Here is a 24,726-nt window from a genome sequence, read left to right as displayed (position 1 = left end):
TGGAGTAGTAAATCACTTTCGCCCCCGCTTCGTGGCCGAAGTTCGGGGCATCGCGTAGCCTGAGGGCGATGTCTAATTCCTCCGCGCCTGCGCCCCCGACACACGTTGTCTGGGACGATGAGATGCTCGCCTACAACTTCGGCCCGCATCACCCAATGAACCCGGCCCGGCTCGCGCTGACGGCCCGGCTGGCGCGCGAGATCGGGCTGCTCGACCTTCCCACCGTGTCGGTGGTGCGCCCGTTCGTGGCCGCCGACGCCGAACTGGCAACGGTGCACAGCCCCGCGTACATCGCCGGGGTGCGCGCGGTGAGCGCCGACCCCGACACCGCGCGTCCCGAGTTCGGCCTGGGCACCGCCGACACCCCGGGCTTCGCCGGGATGCACGAGGCCAGTGCACGGCTGGTCGGCGGCTCGCTGGCGGCGGCGGACGCCATCGTCGCAGGCACCGCGCTCCATGCCGTGAACTTCGGCGGCGGCATGCACCACGCGGCGCGCTCGGCGGCCAGCGGCTTCTGCATCTACAACGACGCCGCTGCGAGCGTCCAGCGGCTCCTCGACTCAGGGGTCGCGCGGGTGCTCTACCTCGACGTGGACGCCCACCACGGGGACGGCACCCAGAGCATCTTCTGGAACGAGCCGCGGGTCATGACCATCTCTCTTCACGAGACGGGGATGAGCCTGTTTCCCGGAACCGGCTTCGCGAACGAGACCGGCGGCCCCGGCGCGGAGGGCACCGCGGTCAACGTTGCCCTTCCGACCTCGGCCGGCGACGCGGCCGTCCTGCGCGCGTTCCACGCCGTGGTGCCCCAGCTGGCCGAGGTGTTCGCGCCCGAGGTGATCGTCAGCCAGCACGGGTGCGATTCCCACCTTGCCGATCCGCTGACGAACCTGCGGCTCAGCGTCGACGCCCAGCACGCGATGATGCTTGGCGCCCGGGACCTTGCGGACCGCATGTGCGGCGGGCGGTGGATCTCCACCGGCGGCGGCGGATACAACCTCGCGAACGTGGTGCCCCGCTCCTGGAGCCTGCTCATTGCGGTGGCGGCGGGAGCCGCGATCGGGCCGTCCACCCCGGTGCCGCCGGCGTGGCGGGACCACGTGCGCGAACGCTACGGCTCCACCCCGCCGGCCCTGATGGGCGACGGTGCTGACACGTGGTGGCGGTCCTGGGAAGTGGGCTACGACCCCGGCGACGACCTCGACCGCACGGTCATGGCCACCCGCCGGGCCGTGTTCCCGCTGCACGGGCTCGACCCGTGGTTCGACTGAGGGACCGCAGCGGGTCGGGATGCCGCCGGCGGCATATATCGCTAGGGTGAAGTAATGGGTATCGACGACGTGTTTGCAGTCATCGCCGAGCGCACGCGGCGGGACATCCTCGAGCTGCTGCGCACCGAGGGTAAATCGGTGGGGCAGCTCGTCGGAGAGCTCGGCGTGAGCCAGCCGACGGTGTCAAAGCACCTCAAGGTACTGCGCGAGGCGGGCCTGGTCACCATGAGGGCGCAGGGCCAAAAACGCTTCTATTCGCTTGAATCCTCACCCCTGCTTTCCGTGCAGGACTGGATCGCCGGCTTTACCGCGGCGCCGGCCGAGGCCGCCCCCGAGGCGCCGGTTCCCACCACCGTCCCCGGGCCCGCACCCGAGGAAGCGGAGGCACCGGTCTCCGCAGAGGAGGTGCCGGCCAGCGCCGGGGCCCCGGCCGCAGGAGTGCTGGCGGCGGCTGCGCTCGCGCCCGCCGGATCACCCCGGGCCACGGCGGAGGCAACCCGGCAGCAGCAGATCGGCAGGACCATGGGGCGGGCGGCCGAACGCGCGGCCGACCTGATCTCCCAGCTGCGGCGCCGGAAGGACCACGAGCGGTAGCGTGCGGCCGATGCGCCCGCCGATGGGCCGCCGTTCGGCACCCCAGCAGGCCTTCGCCGGCGGCTAGGGGAGCCTCCCTACCACAGGGGCTTTCACTTTTGTCACAGGTGCCACTAGAGTACCGTCCTAGGCAGAAAATCCTCATGCTTCGAGGCGGCGTATCCATCGCGCGCATCCTGCATCAGTTCGAATGCCGGTCTCAGGGTGGGAAGCCTTCAAGTAAAGGAATAGTGGTGAGATGGCAGACGGGAACTTCTCGGATGTGCAGTTCTTGACGGTGGCTGAAGTCGCCGAGGTCATGCGGGTGTCGAAAATGACCGTCTACCGACTCGTTCATTCAGGCGAACTGCCGGCCGTCCAGTTCGGACGCTCCTACCGGGTTCCTGAGTCGGCCGTGGCCGATTACCTCCGCCACGCGCAGGTCGACGGGCAGTCGGCCACCGCGTAGCCGCCGGTCGGGGGCGGCACCAATTGCCTGTACCCTGTTAAGGAACGTTTTGCGCGGTCAGTAACTGCCGCGCAACTACCGGTTTTACCGGGCCCGCGCCAGTCAGTGCGTGCCCATGTCAGCTCCGGGCGGTCCTGCGCTGTTTTCGCAGCGGAGGCAGCCGCCTGGATTCCTATTAAGTTTGTGAGGACTCTGTGGGTTCAGTAATCAAGAAGCGCCGCAAGCGTATGGCCAAGAAGAAGCACCGCAAACTGCTTCGCAAGACCCGCCACCAGCGCCGCAACAAGAAGTAGGGCACCGCTCTTCTGCTCCACAGCTGGAGGGCCGCCGTCCGGCGGCTCCCCTTCCAGTTTTCCCGGTCCGCAGCCCCAACCGTCAGGTTGGAGCGGTGGGCCGGACGTGGTTAACAGCGGCGTGGTTGACGGCGCAATCCGGTGAGCTGCGGTGTCAGCGGTCCCGCAGTTTCACGAACCCCCGCCACATTCCATAGACGGCTCCCACTCCGGTCGCCGCCTTCAGCCCCAGGGTCGCGGCGCGGCGGCCGCTGCGGAAGTCGAACACCGGCCAGTTGTTCGCCCGCGCGTGCCGGCGCAGCCGGGAGTCCGGGTTGATCGCGACCGGGTGGCCCACGCTGCTCAGCAGCGGGACGTCGTTGAAGGAGTCGCTGTAAGCCCAGCAGCGGTCAAGGTCGAGGTTGTCCCGCGCCGCCAGTTCCTTCACCGCCACGGCCTTGGCCGCGCCGTGGAGGAACTCCCCGACCAGCCGTCCCGTATACAGGCCGTCGGCCACCTCCCCGACCGTGCCGAGGGCGCCGGTGAGGCCGAGCCGTTTGGCGATGACGCTGGCCACCTCGACCGGCGTGCCGGTCACCAGCCACACCTTCCGTCCGGCGGCCAGGTGCTGGTCCGTCAGTGCCCGGGCCCCGGGCCAGATCTTGGAGGCGATCATCTCGTCGTAGACCTCCTCGCCGAGGGCAAGGATGTCCGCATGGGCAATCCCGATGGCGAAGGCGAGCGCCGCGTCGCGCACCGAGTTGACGTCGGTCATTGTTTCGCCACGCAGAACGAACCGGATCTGCTTCCACGCCAGGCCCGCGGCGAAGCGGAGGGTGAATGCACGGCGTTGATACATCTTCCGCGCCACGTGGAACAGGCTGGCGCCGCGCATGAGCGTGTTGTCCACATCGAAGAAGGCCGCCGACCCGGGCGCGCCGGGCGTATCCGGGGGGAAGGGAAGGTCCTTCCCGGCGGCACCACGCATGGTGAAAGTCTAGCCACAAGCGGTGCCCGCGTCCGTGTGCCGCGGCGGGTAGGTTGAAAGGATGAACACCCAGCCCGAAGGCCCGCCGCCCGACGTCGTGCTCGTGACGAAACCGCAGTGCCACCTGTGCGAGGATGCGCGCGCCGTGGTGGAAAGGGTCACCGCCTCGCTGGGCCTGCGCTGGCGGGAACAATCGGTCACGGACGCGCCCGAACTGCTGGAGAGGTTCGCCGAGGAACTGCCCGTGCTGATGATCGACGGCATCCAGCGCGACTTCTGGACGATCGACGAAGAGCGGCTGCGCCGCCTGCTGCGGCCCTGAACTGATCCGGTCGGCCAGCACCGGCGCTCCGAAACTCAATGCGGTGGAGGGCCTCCCGCCGGCCTTCCGTGGTGGCGGAAACCTCCGGCGTATGGCGGGGGAGAGCCTGTCGCACCGGGACCGGCGGTCCTACGCTTAAGGTCCAGCGTTCGGGCTTCGGCGCAACCGAGCCCCGGAGCCCACCGGACCCGACGGAAGCGAAAGCAGGGATGCGCCATGACCGAGGATCGTCCTCCCCTCCGGGTGGCTGAAATTGCCCGGATCGGGCACCACGAGGCCATGCGGCTGGCCGCAGAGGAAAATCAGCGGTTCTCCACTCTCCTGCAGCAGCTCAGCGCCGGGGACTGGGATCGGGGGACCGACTGCGCCCGTTGGACGGTGCGGGATGTGGCCGTGCATGTCGTTGCCTCCGCCGAGGGGCAGGCCTCACCCCTTGAGTTCCTGCGCCAGGCGGTGCGGGGGCGCAGGCTCACCGCGCAGATCGGCGGCCAGCATTGGGTGGATGGACTCAATGAGGCCCAGCTTCAGGCTCGTCGTGATCTTGGTGCCCAGGACATCCCGGCGCGGTGGGCGAGTGCGGCCCGGGCCGCGCTGAGGTCCCGCAGTCGGCTGCCCGGGGCCATCGGAAGGCTTCGGCTGCTGCCCCTGGGCAGCATGGCCGGCGTCGACTTCGGCTGGCAGCCGCTGAGCTATCTCTTCGACATCGGGTTCACCCGCGACGTCTGGATGCACCGCATTGACATCGCCCGGGCCATCGACCGGCCGCTCAACCCGACCCGGGAACACGACGGGCGCATTGTCGAAGACATCATCGCGGAATGGGCGACCCTCCACGCCGATCCGTTCCACCTTCGACTCACCGGTCCGGCCGGCGGTACCTTCATCCGGGACGACGACGGGAGCGCACCCCTGGAGATCGATGCCATTGACTGCTGCCGGATCCTCTCCGGCCGGGGGACGCCCGGGGGAGTGCTCGAGCACCCGCTTCCGCTCTGAGGTCCGTGCTCCTCCACCCCGGCGAAGCCCGCACTTGGTGGGCCCGACTGCTGCGGCATAGAGTTGAAGGGATTTCGAGTCGGGGCTTTGGGGGCAGCGGCCGGAACGGGCGCCGCTTCGGTGGGCCACCTGATGCAACGGAGCGGATTACAGTGACGACGCCAGAGACGCCAGAGCTTCATTCGGTGAGCGCCGATGGCGGGCGCCGCATTCCGCCGGCCTCCCTGACCCGCCTCACCATCTACCTGAGGGCCCTGAACTCGCTCCTGGCCGAGGGGATCGAACGGGTCTCCTCGGAGGTCCTCGCGGACGCCGCCGGAGTCAATTCGCCGATCCTGCGCAAGGATCTTTCCTACCTCGGTTCCTACGGCACCCGGGGCGTCGGCTACGACGTGCAGTACCTGAACCGCCAGATCTCCACCGCACTGGGTCTCACCCTCGACTGGCGGGTGGCCATCATCGGAGTCGGCAACCTGGGCCGGGCGCTGGCGGGCTATTCCGGGTTTGCTTCCCGCGGGTTCGAGATCGTCGCGCTGGTCGACGCGGACAGGATGGTTGTCGGATCGGAGGTCGGCTGGCTGCGGGTGAGCGCCGTCGACGACCTTGAGACGGTCCTGGAGCGGACCCGGGCGAACATGGCGGTCCTCGCGGTGCCGGCGCCGGTCGCCCAACAGCTGTGTGACCGCCTGGTGGCCAGCGGGATCACCAGCATCCTCAGCTTCGCCCCCGTGGTGCTCCAGGTCCCTCCGCACGTCCAGCTGCGGAAGGTCGACATGTCAACGGAGCTGCAGATTCTGGCCTACCACGCCCAGCGGGCGCAGGACGCGGTCATCGAGTCGATCACCGACGCCCGCTCGGCGCAGTAGGCAGCGGCTTTCAGTAGCGCGGAGCGGCGGGCTTGAAGTACTCGCCCGCGGGCTTCAGGTAGCACAGGACGACTCCGGCGACGACGAGGATCACCACGAGGGTCGACAGGAGACCGACCGGGGCGCCGCCTGTGAGGCCGAAGAGGAACCCGAGGACGGACAGGGCGGCCAGGACGGTCAGCGTGATTCGCGCCCAGTTCTTTCCCTTGCGGATCATGAACGCGAGCAGGACATAGAGGGCGGCGAACAGGAGCCCGACGACGACTCCGACGGTCGTGGCGATCCCGCTGACGGACTCGGGGGAGACCCCCGAGCCTTCGAACTGCTCAAGCTGTTCCGGGGTCAGGCTGGCCAGGGGATCGAGCGAGCTGATGATCGTGCTGATGAGCCCGAGGGCGGCCGCCGCGATGATGAGCCAGAAAGCCAGGACGACCCGCTGGGGTGCGGGCCCCTTGGCGGTGGCGGGCATCGAGGCCGAGCCCGGATACGCGTAGCCGGAGGGCTGGGCCGACTGGTAGCCGTACGGCTGCTGCCCATAACCCTGCTGCCCGGGGGAGGCCGGGGAATTCTGACCGTAGGACTGCGGAGCGTTCTGCCCGTAAGCGGGCGGGGGGTTCTGCCCGTATGCAGGCGAGGGGTTCTGCCCCGGGGACGGCGTCGGGTTCTGCCCGTACCGCGGCTGGCCCTCGTTCTGGCCGTACCGTGGCGCGTCCGGGTTCTGCGGGTTGGAGTTGGGGTTCTCGTCAGGTGTGCTCATTGCCGCATCCGTTCGTCAGGCGTGCAGGGTAGGACGAGCCGGCACCTGCCGTTTCGCGGCCCGCCGGATCTTGGGTTCACCCTACCGCGCCGGCCGGCGGAGTCGAGGGTTTGATCCGGCGCGCCCGGCGCTTCGGTACCGCCGTTCCGGCCGCGGCGCCGGCGGGGCCGAACGCAGTGCGCCGCCGGCGTTCCCGAAGGCCCGCCGGCGGCGCAGTGTCAACCGGGTGGATGGCCCCGGTCGGAGTGGATCAGTTGGCCGAAGGTGCCACGAAGGCGGCGTCAACCGAGATGGTGACCTTGTCGCCGACAAGCACGCCGCCGGCTTCGAGGGCGGCGTTCCAGGTCAGGCCGAAGTCCTTGCGGGAGATCGTGGTCTGGCCCGAGATGCCGGCGCGTGTGGCGCCGAAGGGATCGACAGCGACGCCGTTGAACTCGGCGTCAAGGACCACAGGCTGGGTGATGCCGCGGATCGTGAGATCCCCGGCGATCTTGTAGGTTTCACCCTTGGTCTCGACGGAGGTGGAGGTGAAGGTCATCTCCGGGAAAACCTCGGCGTCGAAGAAGTCGGCGCTGCGCACGTGGGCGTCGCGGTTTTCGTCACCGGACTGGAAGGAGACGGTCTTGATGGTGGCGGTGACCTTTGAGTCCTCGAGCGAGGAACCGACGACCATGGTGGCGTCGACGTCTGCGAAGCTGCCGCGGACCTTGCTGATGCCCGCGTGGCGGACGGTGAAGCCGATCTCGCTGTGGGAGGGGTCGAAGGACCAGGTGCCGGTGGTGAGGCCTGTGGGAATGCTCATGGATGTTTCTCCTTTATGGAAGCGGAAGGCTTGTCACTATGTAAACATGTTTTTGCATGTTTTATTCCTCGGGGTCCCGGTTCGGCCCCTGAGATCCCTCCGAGATTTCGGACGCTGTGGTGCCGGGACGGGCTTTCAGGATTTAGTCCGGTGGCGGAACTCTGAGAAACTAGGCAGATGCCCCTTGCAACCGTCCACCTGGTGCGCCACGGTGAGGTCCACAACCCCGAGGGCGTCCTCTACGGACGCCTCCCCGAGTTCCACCTGTCCGAACTGGGACGCCGGATGGCGGACCAGATGGCCGCCCACTTCGAGAAGCGGCGCAGCGATGGAGCGAACATCGTCTACCTTGCGGCCTCCCCGCTGGTCCGGGCCCAGGAGACGGCACAGCCGCTTGGGACGGCCCTGGGCCTGCCCGTGCACACCGAGGAGCGCATCCTCGAGGCCGAAAACCGGTTCGAGGGGATGTCGCGGGTGAAGAGCAGGCTGCGGAATCCCCGGTACTGGCCCCTGCTGGCCAACCCCTTCCGCCCCTCCTGGGGGGAGCCGTACTCCCGCCAGGTCGAGCGCGTCATGGCCGCCGTGCAGTTCGCCCGTACCCGCGCCCTGGAACTGGGTGACGGGGCGGATGGTCCAGTGGAGGCGGTTCTGGTCAGCCATCAGCTGCCCATCTGGGTGACGCGGCTGGCGGCCGAGCACCGCCGCCTCTGGCATGACCCCCGGCAGCGCGAATGCACCCTGACCTCGGTCACCTCGCTCGACTTCTCCGGCAGCGACATCACCCGCGTCCGGTACGAAGAGCCCTGCGCCGATCTGCTGCCCGGAGCGGCGAACATTCCGGGAGCATAGTAGAATTACTACACGCTGTAGAAATATCTGAAAGAAGCCGTGAAGCCTCTGATCCCCGCCCTGGCCCGCCGCCCGTGGTCCGCGTTCCGCGCCGCCGCGGTCCTCGGCGTCTCCATTTCGCTTGGCCTCGCCGGCTGCGCGGCGGATGATCCGCTGGCCCAGCAGGCCGCCGCCGGGGACAACAAGAACTACATCGCCGGGGACGGCTCGGTCACCGAGTACGCAGCCTCCGACCGGGGGAAGCCCGTGAACCTCTCCGGGACGCTTTTCGACGGCACTCAGGTGGCAAGCTCCGATTGGGCGGGGAAGGTGACCGTGCTCAACTTCTGGTACGCCGCCTGCGCCCCGTGCCGCAAGGAGGCCCCTGACCTTGTGGCCCTCTCGGACGAATTCGGGCCGCAGGGAGCGCAGTTCTATGGAGTCAACATCCGCGACGAGCGGGCGACCGCGGAGGCCTTCGAGCGGAACTTCGAGATTCCCTATCCGAGCTTCAACGACAAGGACGGCGGCGTCCTGCTGGCGATGACGAGCTACGTCCCCCCGCAGGCGGTGCCCACCACCCTCGTCCTGGACAAGGAGGGCCGGGTGTCGGCGCGGATCCTGGGACTGGCCGAAAAGAGCACGCTCAAGGCCCTCGTCCGCGATGCGCTCGGGGAGTAAGGCATCATGACCCCGGCACTGGCCGCAACCGCGGGGCCCGCCCTGGCCGCCGGCAACGCCTTTGCCGACGCCGTGCTGAGCGGGTCGATGCTCCTCGCCCTCCCGGTCGCCCTGCTGGCAGGGCTCGTCTCCTTCGCCTCGCCCTGCGTGCTGCCCCTCGTGCCGGGCTACCTTGGCTACGTCACCGGCCTGACCGGAGTGGACCTCGAGCAGCAGAAACGCGGCCGCATGTTCGCCGGCATCGCCCTGTTCGTCCTCGGCTTCTCCGCGGTCTTCATGGCCTACGGCACGCTGTTCGGCCAGCTCGGGGCCTGGCTGCGGGTCTCCCAGGACTGGCTGATCCAGCTGCTGGGCATTGTGGTGATCCTGCTCGGGATCGTCTTCCTCGGCGGCTTCGCCTTGTTCCAGCGGGAAAGCCGGCTCCATGCCCGCGTACCCGCAGGCCTGTGGGGTGCGCCCCTGCTGGGGATGACCTTCGGACTGGGTTGGGCCCCATGCATCGGCCCAACCCTCGGCGCGGTCCAGCTCCTCGCCATCTCCGGTGACGATGCGAGCGCGCTCCGGGGCGCCGTCCTCACCTTCGTGTACTGCCTGGGCCTCGGCCTGCCCTTCCTCTTCATCGCCCTGGGCATCCGGCGGGGAATGGGCGCGCTGCGGTTCTTCCGGCGCAACCGGCTGATCCTGCAGCGCTCCGGCGGGGGCCTGCTCATCCTTGTGGGAGGGTTGATGGTCACCGGTATCTGGAACAGCTGGATTACCAGCATCCAGGACCTGCTGGTCAGCAATGTGGTCCTTCCCATCTAATCCGTCCGCAGCACGACGCAGAAAAGCGATCCCCACGAGAAGCAGGTCATGTTGAACAAGGACACGGCACGAACCGAGGGCACCCAGCCCGACGCCGCCCTGCCCGCGCTCGGATTCACCGGAACCCTGCGGTGGGCATGGAAGCAGCTCACGAGTATGCGCATCGCGTTGTTCCTGCTGCTGCTCCTTGCCGTGGCCGCCGTTCCCGGATCGCTCTTCCCCCAGCGGTCTGCGAATCCGGCCGTCGTCACCACCTACCTCCAGGACCACCCGGACAGCGGCCCGATCCTCGACTGGTTCCAGCTGTTCGACGTGTACTCCTCGGTGTGGTTCTCCTCCATCTACCTGCTGCTGTTCATCTCCCTGATCGGCTGCGTGACCCCGCGCGCGATCGCCCACGCCAAGGCCGTCCGGGCCAAGCCGCCGGCCACCCCGCGCCGGCTCTCGCGCATGCCGGTCTACGGCACCCTGGAGATCCCTGCCGCGCAGGCGTCCGGCGCCGCCATCACCCCGGCCTCCGCAGTGGCCGATGCCGCCGCGCTGCTGAAGAAGCGCGGCTACCGCGTCGACGTGCGCGACGCGGACGGCGATCGACCGTCGGTGGCGGCCGAGCGCGGCTTCAGCAAGGAACTCGGCAACCTCGTCTTCCACAGCTCCCTGATCGGGGTGCTGGTCAGCGTCGCCGTGGGAGGCCTGTTCGGCTACAACGGCCAGAAGGTGATCGTCGAGGGTGATACCTTCGTGAACACCCTGGTCGGCTACGACGCCTTCACCCCCGGCACGAATTTCTCCGACGACCAGCTCGAGCCCTACTCCATCCGCCTCGATGCCTTCGACGTGCAGTTCGACCGGGCCCTGGAGAGCCACTACGGCCAGCCCCTTGACTTCACCGCGAGCCTGACCACCCAGGCCGGGCCCGACGCCGAGCCCAAGAAGCAGACCCTCAAGGTCAATGCCCCCGTGGACATCGGCGGCACGAGCGTGTACCTGGTCGGCAACGGCTATGCCCCCGTGATCACCGTCCGCGACGGCGAGGGGAATATTGCCGTGCAGGGACCGGTGGTCACCATCCCCTCCGACGGGCTCTACACCTCACTGGCAGTGATCAAGGCCCCGGATGCCCGGCCTGAACAGCTCGGTTTCGTCGGATTCTTCCTCCCGACCGCCTTCGTCGATGAAAAGGGTGTTTCCTTCTCCCGCGACCCCGACCCGTTCAACCCCCAGCTCAACCTCAACTCCTACGCCGGGGACCTCGGCCTCGACGGCGGGGAACCGAAGAACGTCTACGTCCTCGACACCGACAACCTGACGGAACTGAACAGCCGCAACAGCGACAACGGGGGCATCGTGCTGGGCCTCGGCGAGACCTACGACCTGCCGGAAGGGAAAGGGTCCATCACCTTCGACGGGCTGAAGCGCTACATCGCCGTGGACATCCACCACGACCCGGCTCAGCTCGGGGCGCTGGTCTTTTCGGTCCTCGCCCTCGCGGGCCTGAGCGCCTCGCTGTTCATCGGCCGGCGGCGGGCCTGGGTGCGGACTGGGGAGCACCCGGACGGGCGGGTCCTCGTTGAGTACGGGCTGCTGGCCCGCGGCGAGGATCCGAGGCTCCCTGCCGAGGGTGCCGCGGTGGAGAAGCTGCTGACCAGCCACTGGCTGGCGCACCCGGACAAAGCAGGGGAAAATCAATTGCAGCCCGCCGGGGCTCCCGCCGCCGGAACGGGCGCCGGGACCGACGGCGACAACGGTAAGGACATCGAATGAAAAGCGTTAATACCGAACTGGGCGCCACCAGCGAGCTCTTCATGCTCCTGGCCTCCATCGCCTACGTGGTGGCGCTGATCTTCTTCGTGCTCGACCTGGTGAAGTCGAGCCGCACCATCGGTGCCGTCGAGGCCCGCCTGGCCGCCGGCCAGGCGCAGGCCCCGGCACAGGCAAAGGTCCTCGCCGGTGCCCGCGGCGGCGCCTCCGCGCCCGTTCCTGCCGGCCCGGCCATGGCCGACACCTCGATGGATTACAGCGCCGGCCCCCGCCGGTCCTCGGCCCGGATCGCGGTGGCCCTGACCGTGGTCGCCACCGTCATCCACGGTGCCGCGGTCCTCACCCGCGGCATCGCCGCGGACCGGGTGCCCTGGGGCAACATGTACGAGTTCTGCACCACCGGTGCGCTCGTCGTCTCCCTGATCTTCCTGATCACCCTGACCCGCAAGGACCTGCGGTTCGTCGGCTCCTTCGTCATCGGGCTCGTCGTGATCATGCTGTGCGCGGCGACGGTCGGCTTCGCCACCCCGGTCGCCAACCTGATCCCCGCGCTGCAGAGCTACTGGCTCATCGTGCACGTCTCCATCGCCGTGGCCTCCTCGGCCCTGTTCACCCTCACCTTCGCCATGTCGGTGCTGCAGCTGATCCAGTCCTCCCGCGAAGCCCGCATCGCGGCCGGCGGGCCCGACAAGGCCGGTTTCATGCGGCTCGTGCCGCCGGCCCTCAGCCTGGAGAACCTCTCCTACCGCCTCAACGCCATCGCCTTCGTCGGCTGGACCTTCACCCTGATTGCCGGGGCCATCTGGGCCGAGGAGGCGTGGGGCCGGTACTGGGGCTGGGACACCAAGGAGGTCTGGACCTTCGTGATCTGGACCGTGTACGCCGGCTACCTGCACGCCCGCGCCACCAAGGGATGGACCGGAACCCGGGCGGCCTGGCTCTCGATCGTCGGGTACCTGTGCATCGTCTTCAACTTCACCATCGTGAACATCTATTTCTCGGGGCTTCACAGCTACTCCGGCGTCTAGGCCGCGGAAAGGCCCAGGCGGTAGCGCAGCAGAAAGCCGCACCCGCCCGCTCGTTGACCACGAGGGGGCGGGTGCGGCTTTTTCTCTGCGGCGGGCGGAGGGCTGGTGGCCGGAGGTGCGGGCCGGGAGGGAGGTGGGCTACGGGTTGTTGGGCCGGTGCGCGCCCGTGCTGCCCGCCTCGTCGGCGTCGTCGTCGGGATCGGTGGCCGGAGCGGGACCCGTACCGTTGGCGGGGGTGCCGCCGGCGGGGGCACCACCCGCAGGGGTTCCCGCTGCGGGAGCGGTGGTTCCGCCGCCCTTCACGCCCCCCTTCGCGCCGCCCTTCGATTGGGCTTCGCGGGCCTTGAGCTCCTCCTCCTTGCGCTTCAGTTCCTGCTCGCGGGCCTGCTGCCGGCGTCGAGTCTCAAGATTCTGCAGGAACTGGGGATCGTCATCGGGTGCGGTCGGCTGGCGCGGGGCCGGGCGGGGAGGACGGGTGCCGCGCGTCCGCCGCGGCCTGCCGAACAGGAACCACAGGCCGGCTCCGATGAGGGGCACCACCAGGATCGTGATCAGCCAGGCGGGTTTCGAGATACTGCGTACCTCGTTTGACCGGGTCATGGCGCATTCGATCAGCGCGTAGACGATGACGGCGACTCCAAGGAGCACCAGGAACAGCAACAGGCGGGGCATACCCCAATTGTAGGCGAGTAAACTTGGAGGGTGCCCTTCCTCAAATTCACCGCTCTGCGCCTGCTCCTCGTCGTCGTCTTCTTCGTGATCTGCGTGGTTCTCGGGCTCGGTGCGGTGCTCTCCGCCGTCGTTGCCGCCATCCTCGCCTGGTGCGTAACCTACCTGTTCTTCCGCCCGCTGCGCGACGCCGCTGGTGCCTCCCTGCAGCGGCGGTTCAAGGACGGCGCCCCGCGGGCGAGCAACTTCATGGAGAAGGACGACGCCGCCGCGGAGGACTCCATCGACCCCAACGCCCCGGTGAACGCCGACCGCAGGCCGCGCGACCTCTGACCGGGGGTCTCCGCGCTCCTAGGCGAGGACCTCGGTGAGCACGATGCCGAGGCCGAACAGCAGGCTGAAGCCGAGGTTGATCAGGCTTGTCTGCTTGAGCACCGGGATGAGGCTGCGCCGTTTCTTGCCCTTGAGCATCAGCCAGCTGGGCATCAGGCCGGCCGGAACCAGCAGGAGCACCAGCAGCACCCACGGGTGGTTGTCGATGAGGAACAGCGGCAGCAGGACGGCCGCGGCCAGCATCATCACGTAGCTGACCCGGGCCGTGCTGTCGCCCAGGCGCACCGCCAGGGTGAGCTTGCCGGCCTCACGGTCGGTCGGGATGTCGCGGACATTGTTCGCCATCAGCAGCGCCATGGCGATCAGGCCGGTGCTGATGGCCCCCACCCAGGCCGGTGCGCTCAGCTGACCGGCCTGCGTGTAGGTGGTGCCGAGGGTTGCGACGAGGCCGAAGAAGACGAAGACGAAGACGTCGCCGAGGCCCAGGTACCCGTAGGGGTTCTTGCCTCCGGTGTAGCCCCAGGCCGCCGCGATGCAGCCGACGCCCACCAGCAGGAGGAACCAGGCCTGCGAGAGGACGATCAGCGCAGCGCCCGCCACCATGGCGAGCGCGAAGCAGGCGAACGCCGCGTGCTTGACGTCTCGGGCCCGGGCGGCGCCGGAGCCGGTGAGCCGCAGCGGGCCTACCCGGACGTCGTCGGTGCCCCGGATCCCATCGGAATAGTCGTTGGCGTAGTTGACGCCCACCTGCAGCAGCACGGCCACGACCGCGGCGAGTACCGCGTTGAGCGGTCGGAACGCGCCGAGCCCGAACGCGGCGGCACTGCCGGCGATCACCGGCGCCAGGGCCATGGGCAGGGTGCGGGGGCGGGCTCCTTCAAGCCACTGAGCGGCAGTCGCCACGGTGTGTTCCTTCACTGGTTGTGCTGGCGGGCCGGTGGCCCGAAACGGTTGGCGCGGTGTCCGGCGCTAGGAGTCCCGCTGTTCGAGCAGCGCCCGGACGGACTGCCGGTCCGGCTTGCCCCCCGGCAGCAGCGGCATCGCCTCGAGGGCCAGGACGGTCTTGGGGGCGGCGTGGGCTCCGAGTTCCTCGGCGACGTGTCGGCGCACCACCTCGGCCTCCACGGTGCCAACCACCGCGGCGGCCACCGAGGTGCCCCACTCGGAACTCGTGATGCCCAGGACCAGGGCCTGGTTCACCCCGGAGATTCCTTCGATCACCTCTGCGACGACGGCCGCGGAGACCTTGAGGCCGCCGGTCACAATGACGTCGTCGAGGCGCCCGTGCACCTCGACGGTGCCGTCGGCGGTGAGCGCTCCGGCGTCGTCAGTCCGGAACCAGCGCCGGCCCGAGTTGAAGACGAACCGTTCACCGGTCAGCTCCGGGTCGCCCAGGTAGCCCTCGGCCAGTACCGGGCCGCTGATCCACAGCCGGCCGCCGTCCTCGCGGACCTCCACGCCGTCAAGGGACCGCCCGTCGTAGACGCATCCGCCCGAGGTCTCGCTCATCCCGTACGTCTCCACAATGTTCAGGCCGTGCCGGCGGGCCTCGCTGCGCAGGCCCGATCCGAGCGGGGCGCCGCCCAGCAGGATCGCGTTGAACCGCTTGAGCGCCTTCAGGGTCTGCGGTGTGGGGTCCTGGAGGAGCCGGTGAAGCTGGGTCGGCACGAGGGAGGTGAACCGCACGCGGTCGGTCAGTTCGCCCGCTGCGGAGGTGAACGCGTCCGCCGTGAAGGCCGTGGCGGGGTCCATCGCCCAGGGCTCCGTCCCGGCGTACAGGGACCGGACGAGCACCTGGAAGCCCGCGACGTGATGCACGGGCAGGGTCAGCAGCCACTGGCCCTCGGCGCCCAGCGCGATCGCCGTCGCCATTGAGGACGCGGCGAGCGCATCGACGCTGAGCATGGTCTTCTTCGGCGCCCCGGTGGAACCGGAGGTGCTGAGCACGGCGGCGATCTCGTCGTTGGGCAGCTCGCCCGTGAACTGCTGGCCGAGGGCGGCATGCGGTGCGACGGCCGGTCCCTCGCCCGCAAGGGAGGCCGCCAGGGGCTTCAGCAGTGCCTTCGGGTCGAACGCGGGAGGGGTATAGATCGGAAGGAGTTCCATGCGCGTCCTAGAAGTAGTAGGGAAAGGCGGACCAGTCCGGGTCGCGCTTGGCGAGGAAGGCCTCCTTGCCCTCCACCGCCTCGTCGGTCATATAGGCAAGCCTGGTGGCCTCGCCGGCGAAGACCTGCTGGCCGGCCAGGCCGTCATCGGCGAGGTTGAAGGCGAACTTCAGCATCCGGATGGCCTGGGGGCTCTGCCGGGCGATGTCGGCTGCGTACTCCAATGCCGTGCGCTCCAGGTCGGCGTGGTCGACGGCTTCATTGACCGCCCCCATGGCCACCATGTCCTCGGCCGAATACTCCCGGGCCAGGAAGAAAATCTCGCGGGCCTTCTTCTGCCCGATCTGGCGGGCGAGCAGGGCCGAACCGTAGCCGGCGTCGAAGCTGCCCACGGTGGCGTCGGTCTGCTTGAAGCGGGCGTGCTCGCGGGAGGCGAGGGTCAGGTCCGCCACCACGTGCAGGCTGTGGCCGCCGCCGGCCGCCCAGCCGTTGACGACGGCGATGACGACCTTGGGCATGGTGCGGATGAGCCGCTGCACCTCGAGGATGTGGAGCCGGCCGGCACGTGCCGGATCGATGCTCTCCTTCGTTTCGCCTTCCGCGTACCGGTACCCGTCACGGCCGCGGATGCGCTGGTCGCCGCCGGAGCAGAACGAGTGGCCGCCGTCCTTGGGGGAGGGACCGTTGCCGGTGAGCAGCACCGTGGCGACGTCAGGGCTCATGCGGGCGTGGTCGAGGGCGCGGTACAACTCGTCGACGGTCCCGGGGCGGAAGGCGTTGCGGACCTCGGGGCGGTTGAAGGCGATGCGCACGGCGGGCAGATCCCTGAGCACGCTGCCGTCGGCGGTCCGCTGGACCTGGCGGTGGTAGGTCAGGTCGGTCAGATCGTCGAACCCCGACACGGCGCGCCACTGCTGCGGGTCGAAGGTATCGGAGACCTGGACGGGAAGATCGGATGTCACCAACCGAGTCTAACGGCGCGCAACCGGCCGGGCATGCCGCGGCGGCTCAGGAGATGCAGAACTCGTTGCCCTCCGGATCGGTCATGGTGTACCAGACGAGGGGCCCCTGGCTTGCCTCGTAGAGGAACCGGGCGCCGCGGGCCACCAGGGCCTCGCGCGCATAGTCCTTATCCGTACCGGACAGGTGGATGTCGAGGTGCACCCGGTTCTTGACGCTTTTCGGCTCGGGTACGGGTTGGAAGACCAGGCGCATCCGGTCTTTGCGCTCCAGTTCACCGGCCCTGCAGACCGCCGCCCCGCCGGTCCACACGCGGGCCCCGTTGTGGGACGTGACGTCGGACTCCTTCGCATATCCGGCCGCCAGCATCTTGTCGATGAAGCCTTCGTCGACCGGTTCGACGATCCAGCCCAGGGTTTCGGCCCACCAGTCCGCCTGGGTATGGGGGTCCGCGCAGTCGATTGAAATCTGAATATTGTGTTCCATGCCGACACGGTAACGCCGGCTCCGGGGCCGGCGGAAGGAAACCGCGGACAGCCTGCGTCCTCAATCGCCGGCGGACCTCGCGCATTTGCCCTGAATTGATGCGCTCCGCGGATAGCTGGCGGCACCGCACGGAGGAGGCACCGGAGGTAAAGAAAATGCCCGCCGCCCCCATAGGGGTTGACGGGCATTTCCGGCCGGTGCGGCGCGAATTACATCATTCTGGTGGAATAGAAAATGATCCAGATTACCGACAGGACCGCGGCGATCCAGCCGAGCACCATGCCCGCCGTGGCCTTGGAGCCCAGGCGCTCCGCCTTCTTCGCCTGCATGATGGCCAGCGGGCCGAGGACGATACCGAGGACGAAGAGGCCGATGATCCCGAGGATCAGCGACGTCCTTGCGGCTTTCTCACCCTCGTTGGGCTGGGCGGGATTGGTGACTGCGAAATTCTGCTCGGACTGGTGCTGAGACATTGTTCCCCCTGATTGTGCGGATAAGCCGGTGGCCGGCGATCAGTCATTTTTGCATTAAGGCACCAGCTTTGGGAAAGCGGCCGGGCAATTCCATCCGGAAGGGGTCGTCAGTTAGTGCGAGAATTTCGTATTTCATCCGGAATTCCTGCGGCCGGCGCCGACCGCAGAGGCCGGTTTTCCATCTCGTCATCGCAGCCGCGCCGGGTTCCCCCGCCGATGGCAGCGGCGCCCTCGCCAGGGCCGGCAGGAGCCCGTAGAGTCCTGGATGGCTGCATCCGGTGTCCAACCTCGGAGGGATCATGGCGCGTCTGGTTTTTACGGGCATCACCTCCTTGGACGGGTACGTCGCCGACGAGGCGGGTTCCTTCGACTGGAGCGTCCCCGACGAGGAGGTGCACGCGTTCATCAACGACCTCCAGCGGGCCGTCGGCACGCACCTGTACGGTCGGCGGCTCTATGAGGTGATGCTCGCCTGGGAAACCCTTGAGACGGCCGGCCACCCGGCCGCCATCGCCGACTTCGCTGACATCTGGCGGGGCACCGACAAGATCGTCTACTCGAGGACGCTGCCGGCCGTGGCCACCGCCCGGACCCGGCTGGAGCACACCTTCGACGCGGCGTCCGTGAGGCGCCTCAAGGCCGGGGCGTCCCGGGACCTGGCCGTGGGCGGACCGGGCCTCGCAGCCGAAGCGATCAGCGAAGGGCTCGTTGACGAGATCCACCAATTCATCTCCCCGGTCGTCGTGGGCGGCGGCACGCGGTTCCTGCCCGGCGGGGTGCGCCTGGACCTCGAGTTGCTCGACGAACGCCGGTTCCGCAACGGGGTCGTGTTCCTGCGCTACGGCGTCCAAGGCTCCACCGGCTAGCCTCGGTCCATGGAACCCGATGTCCTCGCCACCCGCGCCGCCTACGATGTCGTGGCGGACCGGTATGCCGACCTCCTGCGCTTCGAGCTCGACGGGCTTCCCCTCGAGCGCGCACTGCTGGGCGCGTTCGCGGAACTGGCCCGGTCCAACGACGCCGGACCGCTGGTCGACGTCGGGTGCGGACCGGGCCGGATCACCGCCCATCTTGCCTCGCTGGACGCCCCGGTGCGGGGGATCGACCTGTCGCCGGGCATGATCGCCGCGGCGCGCAGGGACCACCCGTCACTCGCGTTCGAGGTGGGGTCCATGGAACGGTTGGACCTGGCCGACCGATCCGCGGCAGGAGTCCTGGCCTGGTATTCGCTCATCCACATCCCGCCGCCGAGGCTGGAGGCGGTCCTTGCCGAATTCGCCCGCGTCCTCGTGCCGAACGGCCCTCTGCTCCTCGCCTTCCAGACCGGGAACGAGAAGCGGCGGATCACCAAGGCCTACGGCAGCCGGGTCAGCCTCGACGCCTACCGTCTCGACCCGACGGTCCTCACCGGGCTGCTTTCCCGGCACGGGTTCGCGTTGGTTTCCTCAACCCTGAGGGAGCCGCACGAGGGCGAGAAGACGGCCCAGGCTTTCCTCCTTGCCAGCAGGCGCTGACCGGGCGGCGGAGGCGCCCCCTACAGGAGGGCATTGAGCCCGGAGCCGGGCGCACAAGGAAAAGACGGGCGGCGGCAGGAGTGGCGATTCCTGCTCGGCAGTGCTCCGGCGGCGCCCAGCGCGCCGCCACCGGCACCGGGGTGGGCCGCGTCGGTTGACCGGGGAAAACCCCCGTGCAATTCTTGATACAGCTTTACAGAACGAGCGGTCGGTAATTCCGGATCCGCCCACCCGTGCACCGGCCACCCGGCCCTGCGACATGGAGGCAGTCATGACCGAAGCATTTCTCGTGGGCGGAGTGCGCACTCCGGTCGGCCGGTACGGCGGAGCGCTTTCCCCGGTCCGGCCGGACGACCTGGCGGCCCTGGTCCTCCGCGAGGTGGTGGGGCGGACGGGCATGGACCCCGGCGGCATCGACGAAGTGATCCTCGGAAACGCCAACGGCGCCGGCGAAGAGAACCGCAATGTCGCCCGGATGGCCGCGCTCCTTGCCGGCTTCCCGGACACCACGCCCGGCATCACGGTGAACCGGCTCTGCGCCTCCGGGCTTTCGGCAATCATCCAGGCCTCCCAGATGATCAAGTCGGGGGCGGCCGACGTCGTCGTCGCCGGCGGGGTCGAGTCAATGAGCCGTGCGCCCTGGGTGATGGAGAAGCCGGCCAAGGCCTACGCTCGACCGGGGGCCGTGTTCGACACCTCCATCGGGTGGCGGTTCACCAACCCGGAGTTCGCCGCCATGGACAAGGTGACCTACTCCATGCCGGAAACGGCCGAGGAGCTGGCCGAGCTTGACGGGATCACCCGCGATGACGCCGACGCGTTCGCACTGCGCTCCCACCAGCGTGCGGTGGCGGCCACGGAGGCCGGACGGTTCGACGCGGAGCTGGTCTCGGTCCAGGTCAATGAGGGCAAGCGGTCCTACAACTTCGACGCCGACGAGGGCCCCCGGGCCGACACCAGCCTTGAAGCCCTCGCCGGGCTCCGCCCGGTGGTCAAGAAGGGCGGAGTGGTCACCGCCGGCAACTCAAGTGCCCTCAACGACGGCGCCTCCGCGGTGATCGTCGCCTCCGAGGCCGCGCTTGAGAGATTCTCCCTCACTCCGCGGGCCCGGATCCTCGACGGTGCCTCGGCCGGGGTGCCTCCGCACATCATGGGCATCGGCCCGGTCCCGGCCACCCGGAAGGTCCTCGAACGCACCGGCCTCTCCATCGGCGACCTCGGCGCCGTCGAGCTGAACGAGGCCTTCGCCACGCAGGCACTCGCCTGCATCCGCCGGCTCAGGCTCGACGAGGACATCGTCAACCGCGACGGCGGGGCGATCGCCCTGGGACACCCGCTGGGGTCCTCCGGGGCGCGGATCGCCATCACCCTGATGGGCCGGATGGAGCGCGAGCTCGGCCCGGGGGAGCGGCGGCTCGGCCTTGCCACCATGTGCGTCGGCGTGGGCCAGGGCACCGCGATGCTCATTGAGGCCGTCTGATGGAGTCCTTCGAAGCGCTGATTGTCGAGGAAGGCCCCGACCGGCTGCTCGTGCGGCTCAACCGGCCCGCCGTACGCAACGCGATCGACCGCCGCATGGTCGAGGAGCTGCACCAGCTGTGCTCGGGCCTTGAGGCGCACCCACGGGTGCTGATCCTGACCGGGACCGGGGGCGTCTTCGCCTCGGGAGCCGACATCGGCGAACTTCGGGAGCGCCGCCGCGACGACGCCCTCGCCGGCATCAACTCCACGCTGTTCACCCGGATCGCCCGCCTGCCAATGCCGGTGATTGCCGCCCTCGACGGGTACGCCCTCGGCGGCGGCGCCGAGCTGGCCTATGCCGCCGACTTCCGCATCGGCACCCCCGCCCTGAAGATCGGCAATCCTGAGACCGGGTTGGGGATCCTCGCGGCGGCCGGGGCGAGCTGGCGCCTTCGGGAGCTCGTCGGGGAGCCCCTTGCCAAGGAGATCCTGCTGGCCGGGCGCGTCCTGGACGCCTCCGAGGCGCTCGCCGCACGCCTCATCACCGAGATCCACGAACCCGACGTGCTGCTTGAGGGTGCGCACGCGCTCGCCGACCGCATCGCCCGGCAGGACCCGCTCGCCGTCCGGCTCACCAAGAGCGTCTTTTCGGCACCGGCGGAGGCGCACCCGCTGATCGACCAGCTCGCCCAGGGCATCCTGTTCGAGTCCGAGGCGAAGTTCGAGCGGATGCAGCGCTTCCTTGACCGCAGGAACGGTTCCCAGCCGGCTCCCACGGCCGCCGAGGGCGGCGAACGATGAGCGTCCCGGCCCGGGTCGGGGTGCTCGGCGGAGGACGGATGGGCGCCGGTATCGCCCACGCGTTTGTCGTTGCCGGGGCCGACGTCGTCGTCGTGGAGCGTGACGATCCGGCCGCGCTCGCCGCCCACGGGCGGGTGTCCGGCGCCCTGCACAAGAGCGTGGAGCGCGGATCGACGACGGAGCCGCTGCGGACGCTGCTCGACCGGGTCCGCATCTCCACCGACTATGCCGCGTTCGCCGGCTGCTCCCTCGTGGTCGAGGCCGTTCCGGAGGACTCCGGCCTGAAGGAGGCGGCCCTCGCCGCCGTGGAGGAGCACCTCGCCGACGGCGCCTGGCTCGCGACGAACACCTCCTCGCTCTCGGTCGCCGGCCTGGCCCGGGTGCTGAAGCGGCCCTCGGAGTTCTGCGGCCTTCACTTCTTCAACCCGGTGCCGGCCTCCACGCTGATCGAGGTGGTGCTCGGCCCCGACACCTCCGAGGCGACCGCCGCGGCGGCACGCGGATGGGTCGAGGCCCTGGGGAAGACCCCGGTGGTGGTGCGTGACGCCCCCGGGTTCGCCAGTTCCCGGCTCGGGGTGGCTCTTGCCCTTGAGGCGATGCGCATGGTGGAGGAGGGGGTCGCCTCCCCGGAGGACATCGACACTGCCATGGTCCTCGGCTACAAACACCCGGTGGGCCCGCTGCGGACCACCGACATCGTGGGCCTCGACGTGCGGCTCGGCATCGCCGAATACCTCGAATCCACGCTGGGCGAGCGGTTCTCCCCGCCGCAGATCCTGCGGGACAAGGTGGCCCGGGGGGAGCTTGGCCGGAAGTCGGGCCGTGGTTTCTTCGAGTGGAACGACTGACCCCGCGGCGCCCTCCGGGGATTCCCCGGGCATGACCCCGCCGGGAGGCGAGCCGCGCAGGGACGTCGGGTGGGAGGGCGCCGTGAACGCGCGCGACCTCGGCGGCGTGGCCGGCGGGCCCTACCTGAACACTCCGCTTCACTACCGGGACAACCTGGAGCGGTGGCCCGGGAAATTCGCCGCGGTGGCCCGGGCCGTCGTCGCAGCGCCGGCCGGGGGCGTGATCGTCCACTGCGCGGCCGGGCGCGACCGCACCGGCATGGTGACCTCCCTGCTGCTCGCCGCATGCGGGGTGCCGGCCGGGGACATCGCCGATGACTACGAGGTGGCCGTGCGGACCATGAACGAGCGCTACCGGACCCAGTCGGCACCGCGGGAGAATCCCCGGAGCGCCGAGGAACTGTCGACCTGGCTGCACCAGGCACGGACGCACCTTCTGGAACTGCTCTCGACGCTCGACGCCGGGTCGTACCTCCGGGAGGCAGGCCTCTGCCCCAGTGAGCTCACCGCGCTGAGGGCCCGGTTGACCCTCTGAGCCGCGCCGGCAGCCTGCCCGGCCGCCGGGGCGGCCTACTGCGCGGGCCGCTCCCGCTGCAGGGCGGCCAGGTCCGCGCCGTCCCGCACGGCCGGGAGGTACCCGGAGCGGTAGCCCTCGGCGTTGGGGTGGAGGCCGTCCGGTTCGCCGGCGCCGGTGATCCACGGTTCGGGCGCCCCTAGCCCGTGCGATCTAAAGCCTTCGGTCGTCGGGACCCACAGGAAGCCGTGAGCGGCGGCAGCCTCCTCGAGGACGGCGTTCAGTGAGTCGGTTCCGGCGTTGAAGGCCTCCTGCGCCGGAAGGCTCAGGGCGTCCGCCGCGCCGAATTCGGGGGAGAACAGGTGGGGGTAGCCCGTCACGACGACCGCCGCCTCCGGAGCCGCCCTCCGGAGCTGTCCGTAGAGGGCGTCGAGGTCCCGGGCCAGGGCGGGCAGAACGAGCGCCGTCGTTTCCTCGACCAGGCGGCGGCACGACTCGAGGGGCGCGGCCGCGCAGGTTCCCGCTACCTGGCCGAACCCGGCGTCGTTGCCTCCGGCCGACACGGTGACAAGATCGGTCTGCGGCCCGAGCGAGCCCTCCTCCATGAGCTGGGAGACCTGTCCGGGGACGCTGGACGGCGCGGCGCCCGGGGCGGCGACGGCGCCGGCGCACGTGCCGTCTGCCGCGAGGTCGACCGTGCCCTCGGCGTCGAGCAGCCCGGGCAGGCCGAGCGGCGAGCGCCGGCATTCCCCGGAGTAGGAGCCGGCGCCGAGGCCGGAAGCGTAGGAATCGCCGAGGGCGACGTAGGACAGGGGCTCCGGCGGTGCGGGCGTCGCCGGCGACGCCGGGGAACAGGCGGACAGCGACGCGGCCAGGAACGCCATAAGCAATGCGGCCGACAGAACCCTTCGGCGGGCCGCCGGCGTCCGTACCGGCCGGAGGCGCCGCGCTGCGAAGGGGCGGCGAGCGGTCATGTCTTCCACGCTATCAAGGCCGGGAGGGGTGCTCAGCCGTTCTCCGCCTCCGCGTTCCGGCGGGCTGCCCGCAGCCCCGCGAAGGCGACGGCGCCGGCCCCGAGGGCCGCGGCGATCCCGGGGGCGCGGTAGCGGGGCAGGGTCCGCACCGCGGTCCCGGCGAGGCCCCATGCCACGGCCGCGGGATAGGCCGCGGAGACCGGGAGCCGCCGGGTGACGGCGACGGCGGCACCGGCCAGGGACGCCAGCAGGGCCGTTCCCCAGAAATCGGCTCCAGGGCGGGGTGCCCGGACGCCGCGGTCGATGAGGAGCTCGGGGACCGCCGCACCCGCCGCCAGGGTGATCCAGCCGCTGAACAGCCCGAGCGGGACCCGTACGAGCCAGCGGGCGGCGGCCGATGTCTGTTCCGCCTGATCCACCGGCGTGGCCCGCGCATAGCCGAGGAGCGCCGCGGAGGTCGTCGCGGCGATGAGCGGCAGCTGAACCGCGGGCGAGGACGTCCTCGCCCAAAGCCCGGACAGGCCCACGGCCGCGGCCGCCGGGCCGCCGGTCCGGCGGAGCAACCGATTGCGGCGTTCGGTGGGAAGCGCCTGGTAACCGGCGTACCCGAGGACGCCGGCGTAAATGGGGAACCAGATAGAGAAGGCGTAGTTCGCCGGAAGGACCCGGCTGGTGCTCTCATTGGCGTCCCCGTAGTGCCCGGTGGCGCCGCTGAGGATCCCTCCAGCCACGGCTGCAGCCACGGCACACTGTCGAAGGAGGTCACGGTCGGGCATGGGCGGTCCTTCCGGGCCGGGACAGGCCTCGAGGCCGGGAAGCCGGGAAGCCGGGCCAGGGGCGCGCCGGTCGGCGTGAGGGGTCGAGGATGCTGCCGGGAACGAATGGAGGTCCTGACCGGTACGGCACTGATGGGGGACATTGCCGGGGTCCGGTCAGGACCTCTACGCAAGGACTGTACAAGAGGCACCACCCCCTGCCGCAAGGGTTTCGACGGAGGAGTATCACGAGGGTCGAGAATATTCCGGCTCAACTATCACCTCTGTCCCACGGGTTCCCTTCCGTCACCCTTCACGGGCGGAGCCCAAAGGAAGGGATGCCCAACGTTACGCAGTGTGACATGCACGGCAGCGCCCCCAAAGACGGTGGGGCGGGCGCCCGCCCGTCCCCACC

General features: G+C 69.6%; 30 protein-coding genes. 19 read left to right on the top strand and 11 right to left on the bottom strand.

Annotated elements, in window-relative coordinates:
* The first annotated feature begins 68 nt into the window (after positions 1-68).
* From I6N91_RS04165 to I6N91_RS04150, 4 genes are all read left to right on the top strand, one after another.
* Positions 69-1,271 (top strand): acetoin utilization protein AcuC, encoded by a 1,203-nt coding sequence (locus I6N91_RS04165; protein WP_233091462.1) that lies wholly within the window; start codon positions 69-71, stop codon positions 1,269-1,271.
* A 54-nt stretch (positions 1,272-1,325) separates the two neighbouring features.
* Positions 1,326-1,865, top strand: coding sequence for a helix-turn-helix transcriptional regulator (locus I6N91_RS04160; RefSeq protein WP_198810931.1), 540 nt, complete (start codon positions 1,326-1,328; stop codon positions 1,863-1,865).
* 238 nt (positions 1,866-2,103) lie between these two features.
* Entirely contained in the window at positions 2,104-2,313 is a 210-nt protein-coding gene (locus I6N91_RS04155) for a helix-turn-helix domain-containing protein (protein ID WP_120167764.1), read from the top strand.
* Positions 2,314-2,507: 194 nt separating this feature from the next.
* Entirely contained in the window at positions 2,508-2,606 is a 99-nt protein-coding gene (locus tag I6N91_RS04150; RefSeq protein WP_003792170.1) for a 30S ribosomal protein bS22, read from the top strand.
* 154 nt (positions 2,607-2,760) lie between these two features.
* Here I6N91_RS04150 and I6N91_RS04145 read toward each other — a convergent pair whose 3' ends face one another.
* Positions 2,761-3,573 (bottom strand): HAD-IB family hydrolase, encoded by an 813-nt coding sequence (locus I6N91_RS04145; RefSeq protein ID WP_198810929.1) that lies wholly within the window; start codon positions 3,571-3,573, stop codon positions 2,761-2,763.
* A 61-nt stretch (positions 3,574-3,634) separates the two neighbouring features.
* Here I6N91_RS04145 and I6N91_RS04140 point away from each other — a divergent pair, with 61 nt between their 5' ends.
* The 3 genes from I6N91_RS04140 to I6N91_RS04130 all read left to right on the top strand — a co-directional run bounded on the left by I6N91_RS04140 (position 3,635) and on the right by I6N91_RS04130 (position 5,757).
* Positions 3,635-3,895, top strand: a complete 261-nt coding sequence (locus I6N91_RS04140; RefSeq protein ID WP_198810927.1) for a glutaredoxin family protein — start codon at positions 3,635-3,637, stop codon at positions 3,893-3,895.
* A 216-nt stretch (positions 3,896-4,111) separates the two neighbouring features.
* Positions 4,112-4,891 (top strand): maleylpyruvate isomerase family mycothiol-dependent enzyme, encoded by a 780-nt coding sequence (locus I6N91_RS04135; RefSeq protein ID WP_198810925.1) that lies wholly within the window; start codon positions 4,112-4,114, stop codon positions 4,889-4,891.
* A 185-nt stretch (positions 4,892-5,076) separates the two neighbouring features.
* Positions 5,077-5,757 (top strand): redox-sensing transcriptional repressor Rex, encoded by a 681-nt coding sequence (locus tag I6N91_RS04130; RefSeq protein ID WP_307843229.1) that lies wholly within the window; start codon positions 5,077-5,079, stop codon positions 5,755-5,757.
* A gap of 10 nt (positions 5,758-5,767) precedes the next feature.
* Here I6N91_RS04130 and I6N91_RS04125 read toward each other — a convergent pair whose 3' ends face one another.
* Both I6N91_RS04125 and I6N91_RS04120 read right to left on the bottom strand, forming a co-directional pair.
* Complete coding sequence (locus I6N91_RS04125; protein ID WP_198810923.1) at positions 5,768-6,514, bottom strand: hypothetical protein; 747 nt, start codon at positions 6,512-6,514, stop codon at positions 5,768-5,770.
* A 250-nt stretch (positions 6,515-6,764) separates the two neighbouring features.
* Positions 6,765-7,316, bottom strand: a complete 552-nt coding sequence (locus I6N91_RS04120; protein ID WP_198810922.1) for a YceI family protein — start codon at positions 7,314-7,316, stop codon at positions 6,765-6,767.
* Positions 7,317-7,493: 177 nt separating this feature from the next.
* On the opposite strand from I6N91_RS04120, the gene I6N91_RS04115 reads away from it, so the two are divergent.
* The 5 genes from I6N91_RS04115 to ccsB are packed head-to-tail and all read left to right on the top strand — an operon-like array spanning position 7,494 to position 12,418.
* Positions 7,494-8,165, top strand: coding sequence for a histidine phosphatase family protein (locus I6N91_RS04115; RefSeq protein WP_198810920.1), 672 nt, complete (start codon positions 7,494-7,496; stop codon positions 8,163-8,165).
* Positions 8,166-8,213: 48 nt separating this feature from the next.
* Positions 8,214-8,825: a TlpA family protein disulfide reductase gene (locus I6N91_RS04110; protein WP_374058913.1), complete on the top strand. Its 612-nt coding sequence runs from the start codon at positions 8,214-8,216 to the stop codon at positions 8,823-8,825.
* Between the two features lie 6 nt (positions 8,826-8,831).
* The gene (locus I6N91_RS04105) at positions 8,832-9,629 is read left to right on the top strand and encodes a cytochrome c biogenesis protein CcdA (RefSeq protein WP_233091461.1); all 798 of its coding nucleotides are present in this window, start codon (positions 8,832-8,834) and stop codon (positions 9,627-9,629) included.
* A 48-nt stretch (positions 9,630-9,677) separates the two neighbouring features.
* Positions 9,678-11,393, top strand: coding sequence for a cytochrome c biogenesis protein ResB (locus I6N91_RS04100; RefSeq protein ID WP_198810918.1), 1,716 nt, complete (start codon positions 9,678-9,680; stop codon positions 11,391-11,393).
* Positions 11,390-12,418 carry a c-type cytochrome biogenesis protein CcsB gene (ccsB, locus tag I6N91_RS04095; RefSeq protein ID WP_198810916.1) on the top strand — a complete coding sequence of 343 codons (1,029 nt, stop codon included), beginning with the start codon at positions 11,390-11,392 and terminating at the stop codon, positions 12,416-12,418. Before I6N91_RS04100 ends, ccsB begins: the two co-directional genes overlap by 4 nt.
* 138 nt (positions 12,419-12,556) lie before the next feature.
* Here the strand turns inward: ccsB and I6N91_RS04090 are convergent, their stop codons facing one another.
* On the bottom strand, positions 12,557-13,090 hold the full coding sequence (locus tag I6N91_RS04090; RefSeq protein WP_198810914.1) for a PLD nuclease N-terminal domain-containing protein: 534 nt from the start codon (positions 13,088-13,090) through the stop codon (positions 12,557-12,559).
* A 30-nt stretch (positions 13,091-13,120) separates the two neighbouring features.
* Here I6N91_RS04090 and I6N91_RS04085 point away from each other — a divergent pair, with 30 nt between their 5' ends.
* Positions 13,121-13,420: a DUF4229 domain-containing protein gene (locus I6N91_RS04085; protein ID WP_198810912.1), complete on the top strand. Its 300-nt coding sequence runs from the start codon at positions 13,121-13,123 to the stop codon at positions 13,418-13,420.
* An 18-nt stretch (positions 13,421-13,438) separates the two neighbouring features.
* On the opposite strand, the gene I6N91_RS04080 is transcribed toward I6N91_RS04085, so the two are convergent.
* The 5 genes from I6N91_RS04080 to I6N91_RS04060 form a co-directional block, all read right to left on the bottom strand.
* A complete protein-coding gene (locus tag I6N91_RS04080) occupies positions 13,439-14,323 on the bottom strand; it encodes a 1,4-dihydroxy-2-naphthoate polyprenyltransferase (RefSeq protein WP_198810910.1) in 885 nt (294 codons plus the stop codon).
* A 66-nt stretch (positions 14,324-14,389) separates the two neighbouring features.
* The gene (locus tag I6N91_RS04075; RefSeq protein ID WP_198810908.1) at positions 14,390-15,526 is read right to left on the bottom strand and encodes an AMP-binding protein; all 1,137 of its coding nucleotides are present in this window, start codon (positions 15,524-15,526) and stop codon (positions 14,390-14,392) included.
* 7 nt (positions 15,527-15,533) lie between these two features.
* Positions 15,534-16,487: a 1,4-dihydroxy-2-naphthoyl-CoA synthase gene (locus I6N91_RS04070; RefSeq protein ID WP_198810906.1), complete on the bottom strand. Its 954-nt coding sequence runs from the start codon at positions 16,485-16,487 to the stop codon at positions 15,534-15,536.
* Between the two features lie 46 nt (positions 16,488-16,533).
* Entirely contained in the window at positions 16,534-16,971 is a 438-nt protein-coding gene (locus I6N91_RS04065) for a VOC family protein (RefSeq protein WP_198810904.1), read from the bottom strand.
* Between the two features lie 209 nt (positions 16,972-17,180).
* Complete coding sequence (locus I6N91_RS04060; RefSeq protein WP_198810902.1) at positions 17,181-17,444, bottom strand: DUF4190 domain-containing protein; 264 nt, start codon at positions 17,442-17,444, stop codon at positions 17,181-17,183.
* A gap of 299 nt (positions 17,445-17,743) precedes the next feature.
* Here I6N91_RS04060 and I6N91_RS04055 point away from each other — a divergent pair, with 299 nt between their 5' ends.
* The 6 genes from I6N91_RS04055 to I6N91_RS04030 all read left to right on the top strand — a co-directional run bounded on the left by I6N91_RS04055 (position 17,744) and on the right by I6N91_RS04030 (position 22,603).
* Positions 17,744-18,310 carry a dihydrofolate reductase family protein gene (locus I6N91_RS04055; RefSeq protein WP_198810900.1) on the top strand — a complete coding sequence of 189 codons (567 nt, stop codon included), beginning with the start codon at positions 17,744-17,746 and terminating at the stop codon, positions 18,308-18,310.
* A 9-nt stretch (positions 18,311-18,319) separates the two neighbouring features.
* Positions 18,320-18,958, top strand: coding sequence for a class I SAM-dependent methyltransferase (locus tag I6N91_RS04050; protein WP_198810898.1), 639 nt, complete (start codon positions 18,320-18,322; stop codon positions 18,956-18,958).
* Positions 18,959-19,229: 271 nt separating this feature from the next.
* Positions 19,230-20,438 carry an acetyl-CoA C-acyltransferase gene (locus tag I6N91_RS04045; protein ID WP_198810896.1) on the top strand — a complete coding sequence of 403 codons (1,209 nt, stop codon included), beginning with the start codon at positions 19,230-19,232 and terminating at the stop codon, positions 20,436-20,438.
* Entirely contained in the window at positions 20,438-21,220 is a 783-nt protein-coding gene (locus I6N91_RS04040) for an enoyl-CoA hydratase/isomerase family protein (RefSeq protein ID WP_198810894.1), read from the top strand. Before I6N91_RS04045 ends, I6N91_RS04040 begins: the two co-directional genes overlap by 1 nt.
* Positions 21,217-22,068, top strand: coding sequence for a 3-hydroxyacyl-CoA dehydrogenase family protein (locus I6N91_RS04035; RefSeq protein WP_198810892.1), 852 nt, complete (start codon positions 21,217-21,219; stop codon positions 22,066-22,068). The genes I6N91_RS04040 and I6N91_RS04035 overlap by 4 nt, the downstream gene beginning before the upstream one ends.
* A 31-nt stretch (positions 22,069-22,099) precedes the next feature.
* The gene (locus I6N91_RS04030) at positions 22,100-22,603 is read left to right on the top strand and encodes a tyrosine-protein phosphatase (RefSeq protein ID WP_198810890.1); all 504 of its coding nucleotides are present in this window, start codon (positions 22,100-22,102) and stop codon (positions 22,601-22,603) included.
* A 35-nt stretch (positions 22,604-22,638) separates the two neighbouring features.
* On the opposite strand, the gene I6N91_RS04025 is transcribed toward I6N91_RS04030, so the two are convergent.
* Entirely contained in the window at positions 22,639-23,556 is a 918-nt protein-coding gene (locus I6N91_RS04025; protein WP_198810888.1) for an SGNH/GDSL hydrolase family protein, read from the bottom strand.
* A gap of 32 nt (positions 23,557-23,588) precedes the next feature.
* Positions 23,589-24,332 carry a hypothetical protein gene (locus I6N91_RS04020; protein ID WP_198810886.1) on the bottom strand — a complete coding sequence of 248 codons (744 nt, stop codon included), beginning with the start codon at positions 24,330-24,332 and terminating at the stop codon, positions 23,589-23,591.
* Positions 24,333-24,726: the final 394 nt, after the last annotated feature.

The organism is Arthrobacter sp. MSA 4-2, from assembly GCF_016405885.1.
GTDB lineage: Bacteria > Actinomycetota > Actinomycetes > Actinomycetales > Micrococcaceae > Arthrobacter_D.
The sequence above is the reverse complement of the archived record's forward strand: the minus strand, read 5'-3'. Positions and strand labels throughout refer to the sequence as shown.

Coding starts and splice junctions, on each gene's coding strand:
- I6N91_RS04160 (WP_198810931.1), top strand. CDS start 1,326: ATGGGTATCGACGACGTGTTTGCAGTCATCGCCGAGCGCACGCGGCGG.
- I6N91_RS04075 (WP_198810908.1), bottom strand. CDS start 15,526: ATGGAACTCCTTCCGATCTATACCCCTCCCGCGTTCGACCCGAAGGCA.
- I6N91_RS04050 (WP_198810898.1), top strand. CDS start 18,320: ATGGAACCCGATGTCCTCGCCACCCGCGCCGCCTACGATGTCGTGGCG.
- I6N91_RS04035 (WP_198810892.1), top strand. CDS start 21,217: ATGAGCGTCCCGGCCCGGGTCGGGGTGCTCGGCGGAGGACGGATGGGC.
- I6N91_RS04100 (WP_198810918.1), top strand. CDS start 9,678: ATGTTGAACAAGGACACGGCACGAACCGAGGGCACCCAGCCCGACGCC.
- I6N91_RS04155 (WP_120167764.1), top strand. CDS start 2,104: ATGGCAGACGGGAACTTCTCGGATGTGCAGTTCTTGACGGTGGCTGAA.
- I6N91_RS04120 (WP_198810922.1), bottom strand. CDS start 7,316: ATGAGCATTCCCACAGGCCTCACCACCGGCACCTGGTCCTTCGACCCC.
- I6N91_RS04115 (WP_198810920.1), top strand. CDS start 7,494: ATGCCCCTTGCAACCGTCCACCTGGTGCGCCACGGTGAGGTCCACAAC.
- I6N91_RS04125 (WP_198810923.1), bottom strand. CDS start 6,514: ATGAGCACACCTGACGAGAACCCCAACTCCAACCCGCAGAACCCGGAC.
- I6N91_RS04030 (WP_198810890.1), top strand. CDS start 22,100: ATGACCCCGCCGGGAGGCGAGCCGCGCAGGGACGTCGGGTGGGAGGGC.
- I6N91_RS04135 (WP_198810925.1), top strand. CDS start 4,112: ATGACCGAGGATCGTCCTCCCCTCCGGGTGGCTGAAATTGCCCGGATC.
- I6N91_RS04165 (WP_233091462.1), top strand. CDS start 69: ATGTCTAATTCCTCCGCGCCTGCGCCCCCGACACACGTTGTCTGGGAC.
- ccsB (WP_198810916.1), top strand. CDS start 11,390: ATGAAAAGCGTTAATACCGAACTGGGCGCCACCAGCGAGCTCTTCATG.
- I6N91_RS04055 (WP_198810900.1), top strand. CDS start 17,744: ATGGCGCGTCTGGTTTTTACGGGCATCACCTCCTTGGACGGGTACGTC.
- I6N91_RS04045 (WP_198810896.1), top strand. CDS start 19,230: ATGACCGAAGCATTTCTCGTGGGCGGAGTGCGCACTCCGGTCGGCCGG.
- I6N91_RS04025 (WP_198810888.1), bottom strand. CDS start 23,556: ATGACCGCTCGCCGCCCCTTCGCAGCGCGGCGCCTCCGGCCGGTACGG.
- I6N91_RS04145 (WP_198810929.1), bottom strand. CDS start 3,573: ATGCGTGGTGCCGCCGGGAAGGACCTTCCCTTCCCCCCGGATACGCCC.
- I6N91_RS04040 (WP_198810894.1), top strand. CDS start 20,438: ATGGAGTCCTTCGAAGCGCTGATTGTCGAGGAAGGCCCCGACCGGCTG.
- I6N91_RS04090 (WP_198810914.1), bottom strand. CDS start 13,090: ATGCCCCGCCTGTTGCTGTTCCTGGTGCTCCTTGGAGTCGCCGTCATC.
- I6N91_RS04065 (WP_198810904.1), bottom strand. CDS start 16,971: ATGGAACACAATATTCAGATTTCAATCGACTGCGCGGACCCCCATACC.
- I6N91_RS04020 (WP_198810886.1), bottom strand. CDS start 24,332: ATGCCCGACCGTGACCTCCTTCGACAGTGTGCCGTGGCTGCAGCCGTG.
- I6N91_RS04060 (WP_198810902.1), bottom strand. CDS start 17,444: ATGTCTCAGCACCAGTCCGAGCAGAATTTCGCAGTCACCAATCCCGCC.
- I6N91_RS04105 (WP_233091461.1), top strand. CDS start 8,832: ATGACCCCGGCACTGGCCGCAACCGCGGGGCCCGCCCTGGCCGCCGGC.
- I6N91_RS04140 (WP_198810927.1), top strand. CDS start 3,635: ATGAACACCCAGCCCGAAGGCCCGCCGCCCGACGTCGTGCTCGTGACG.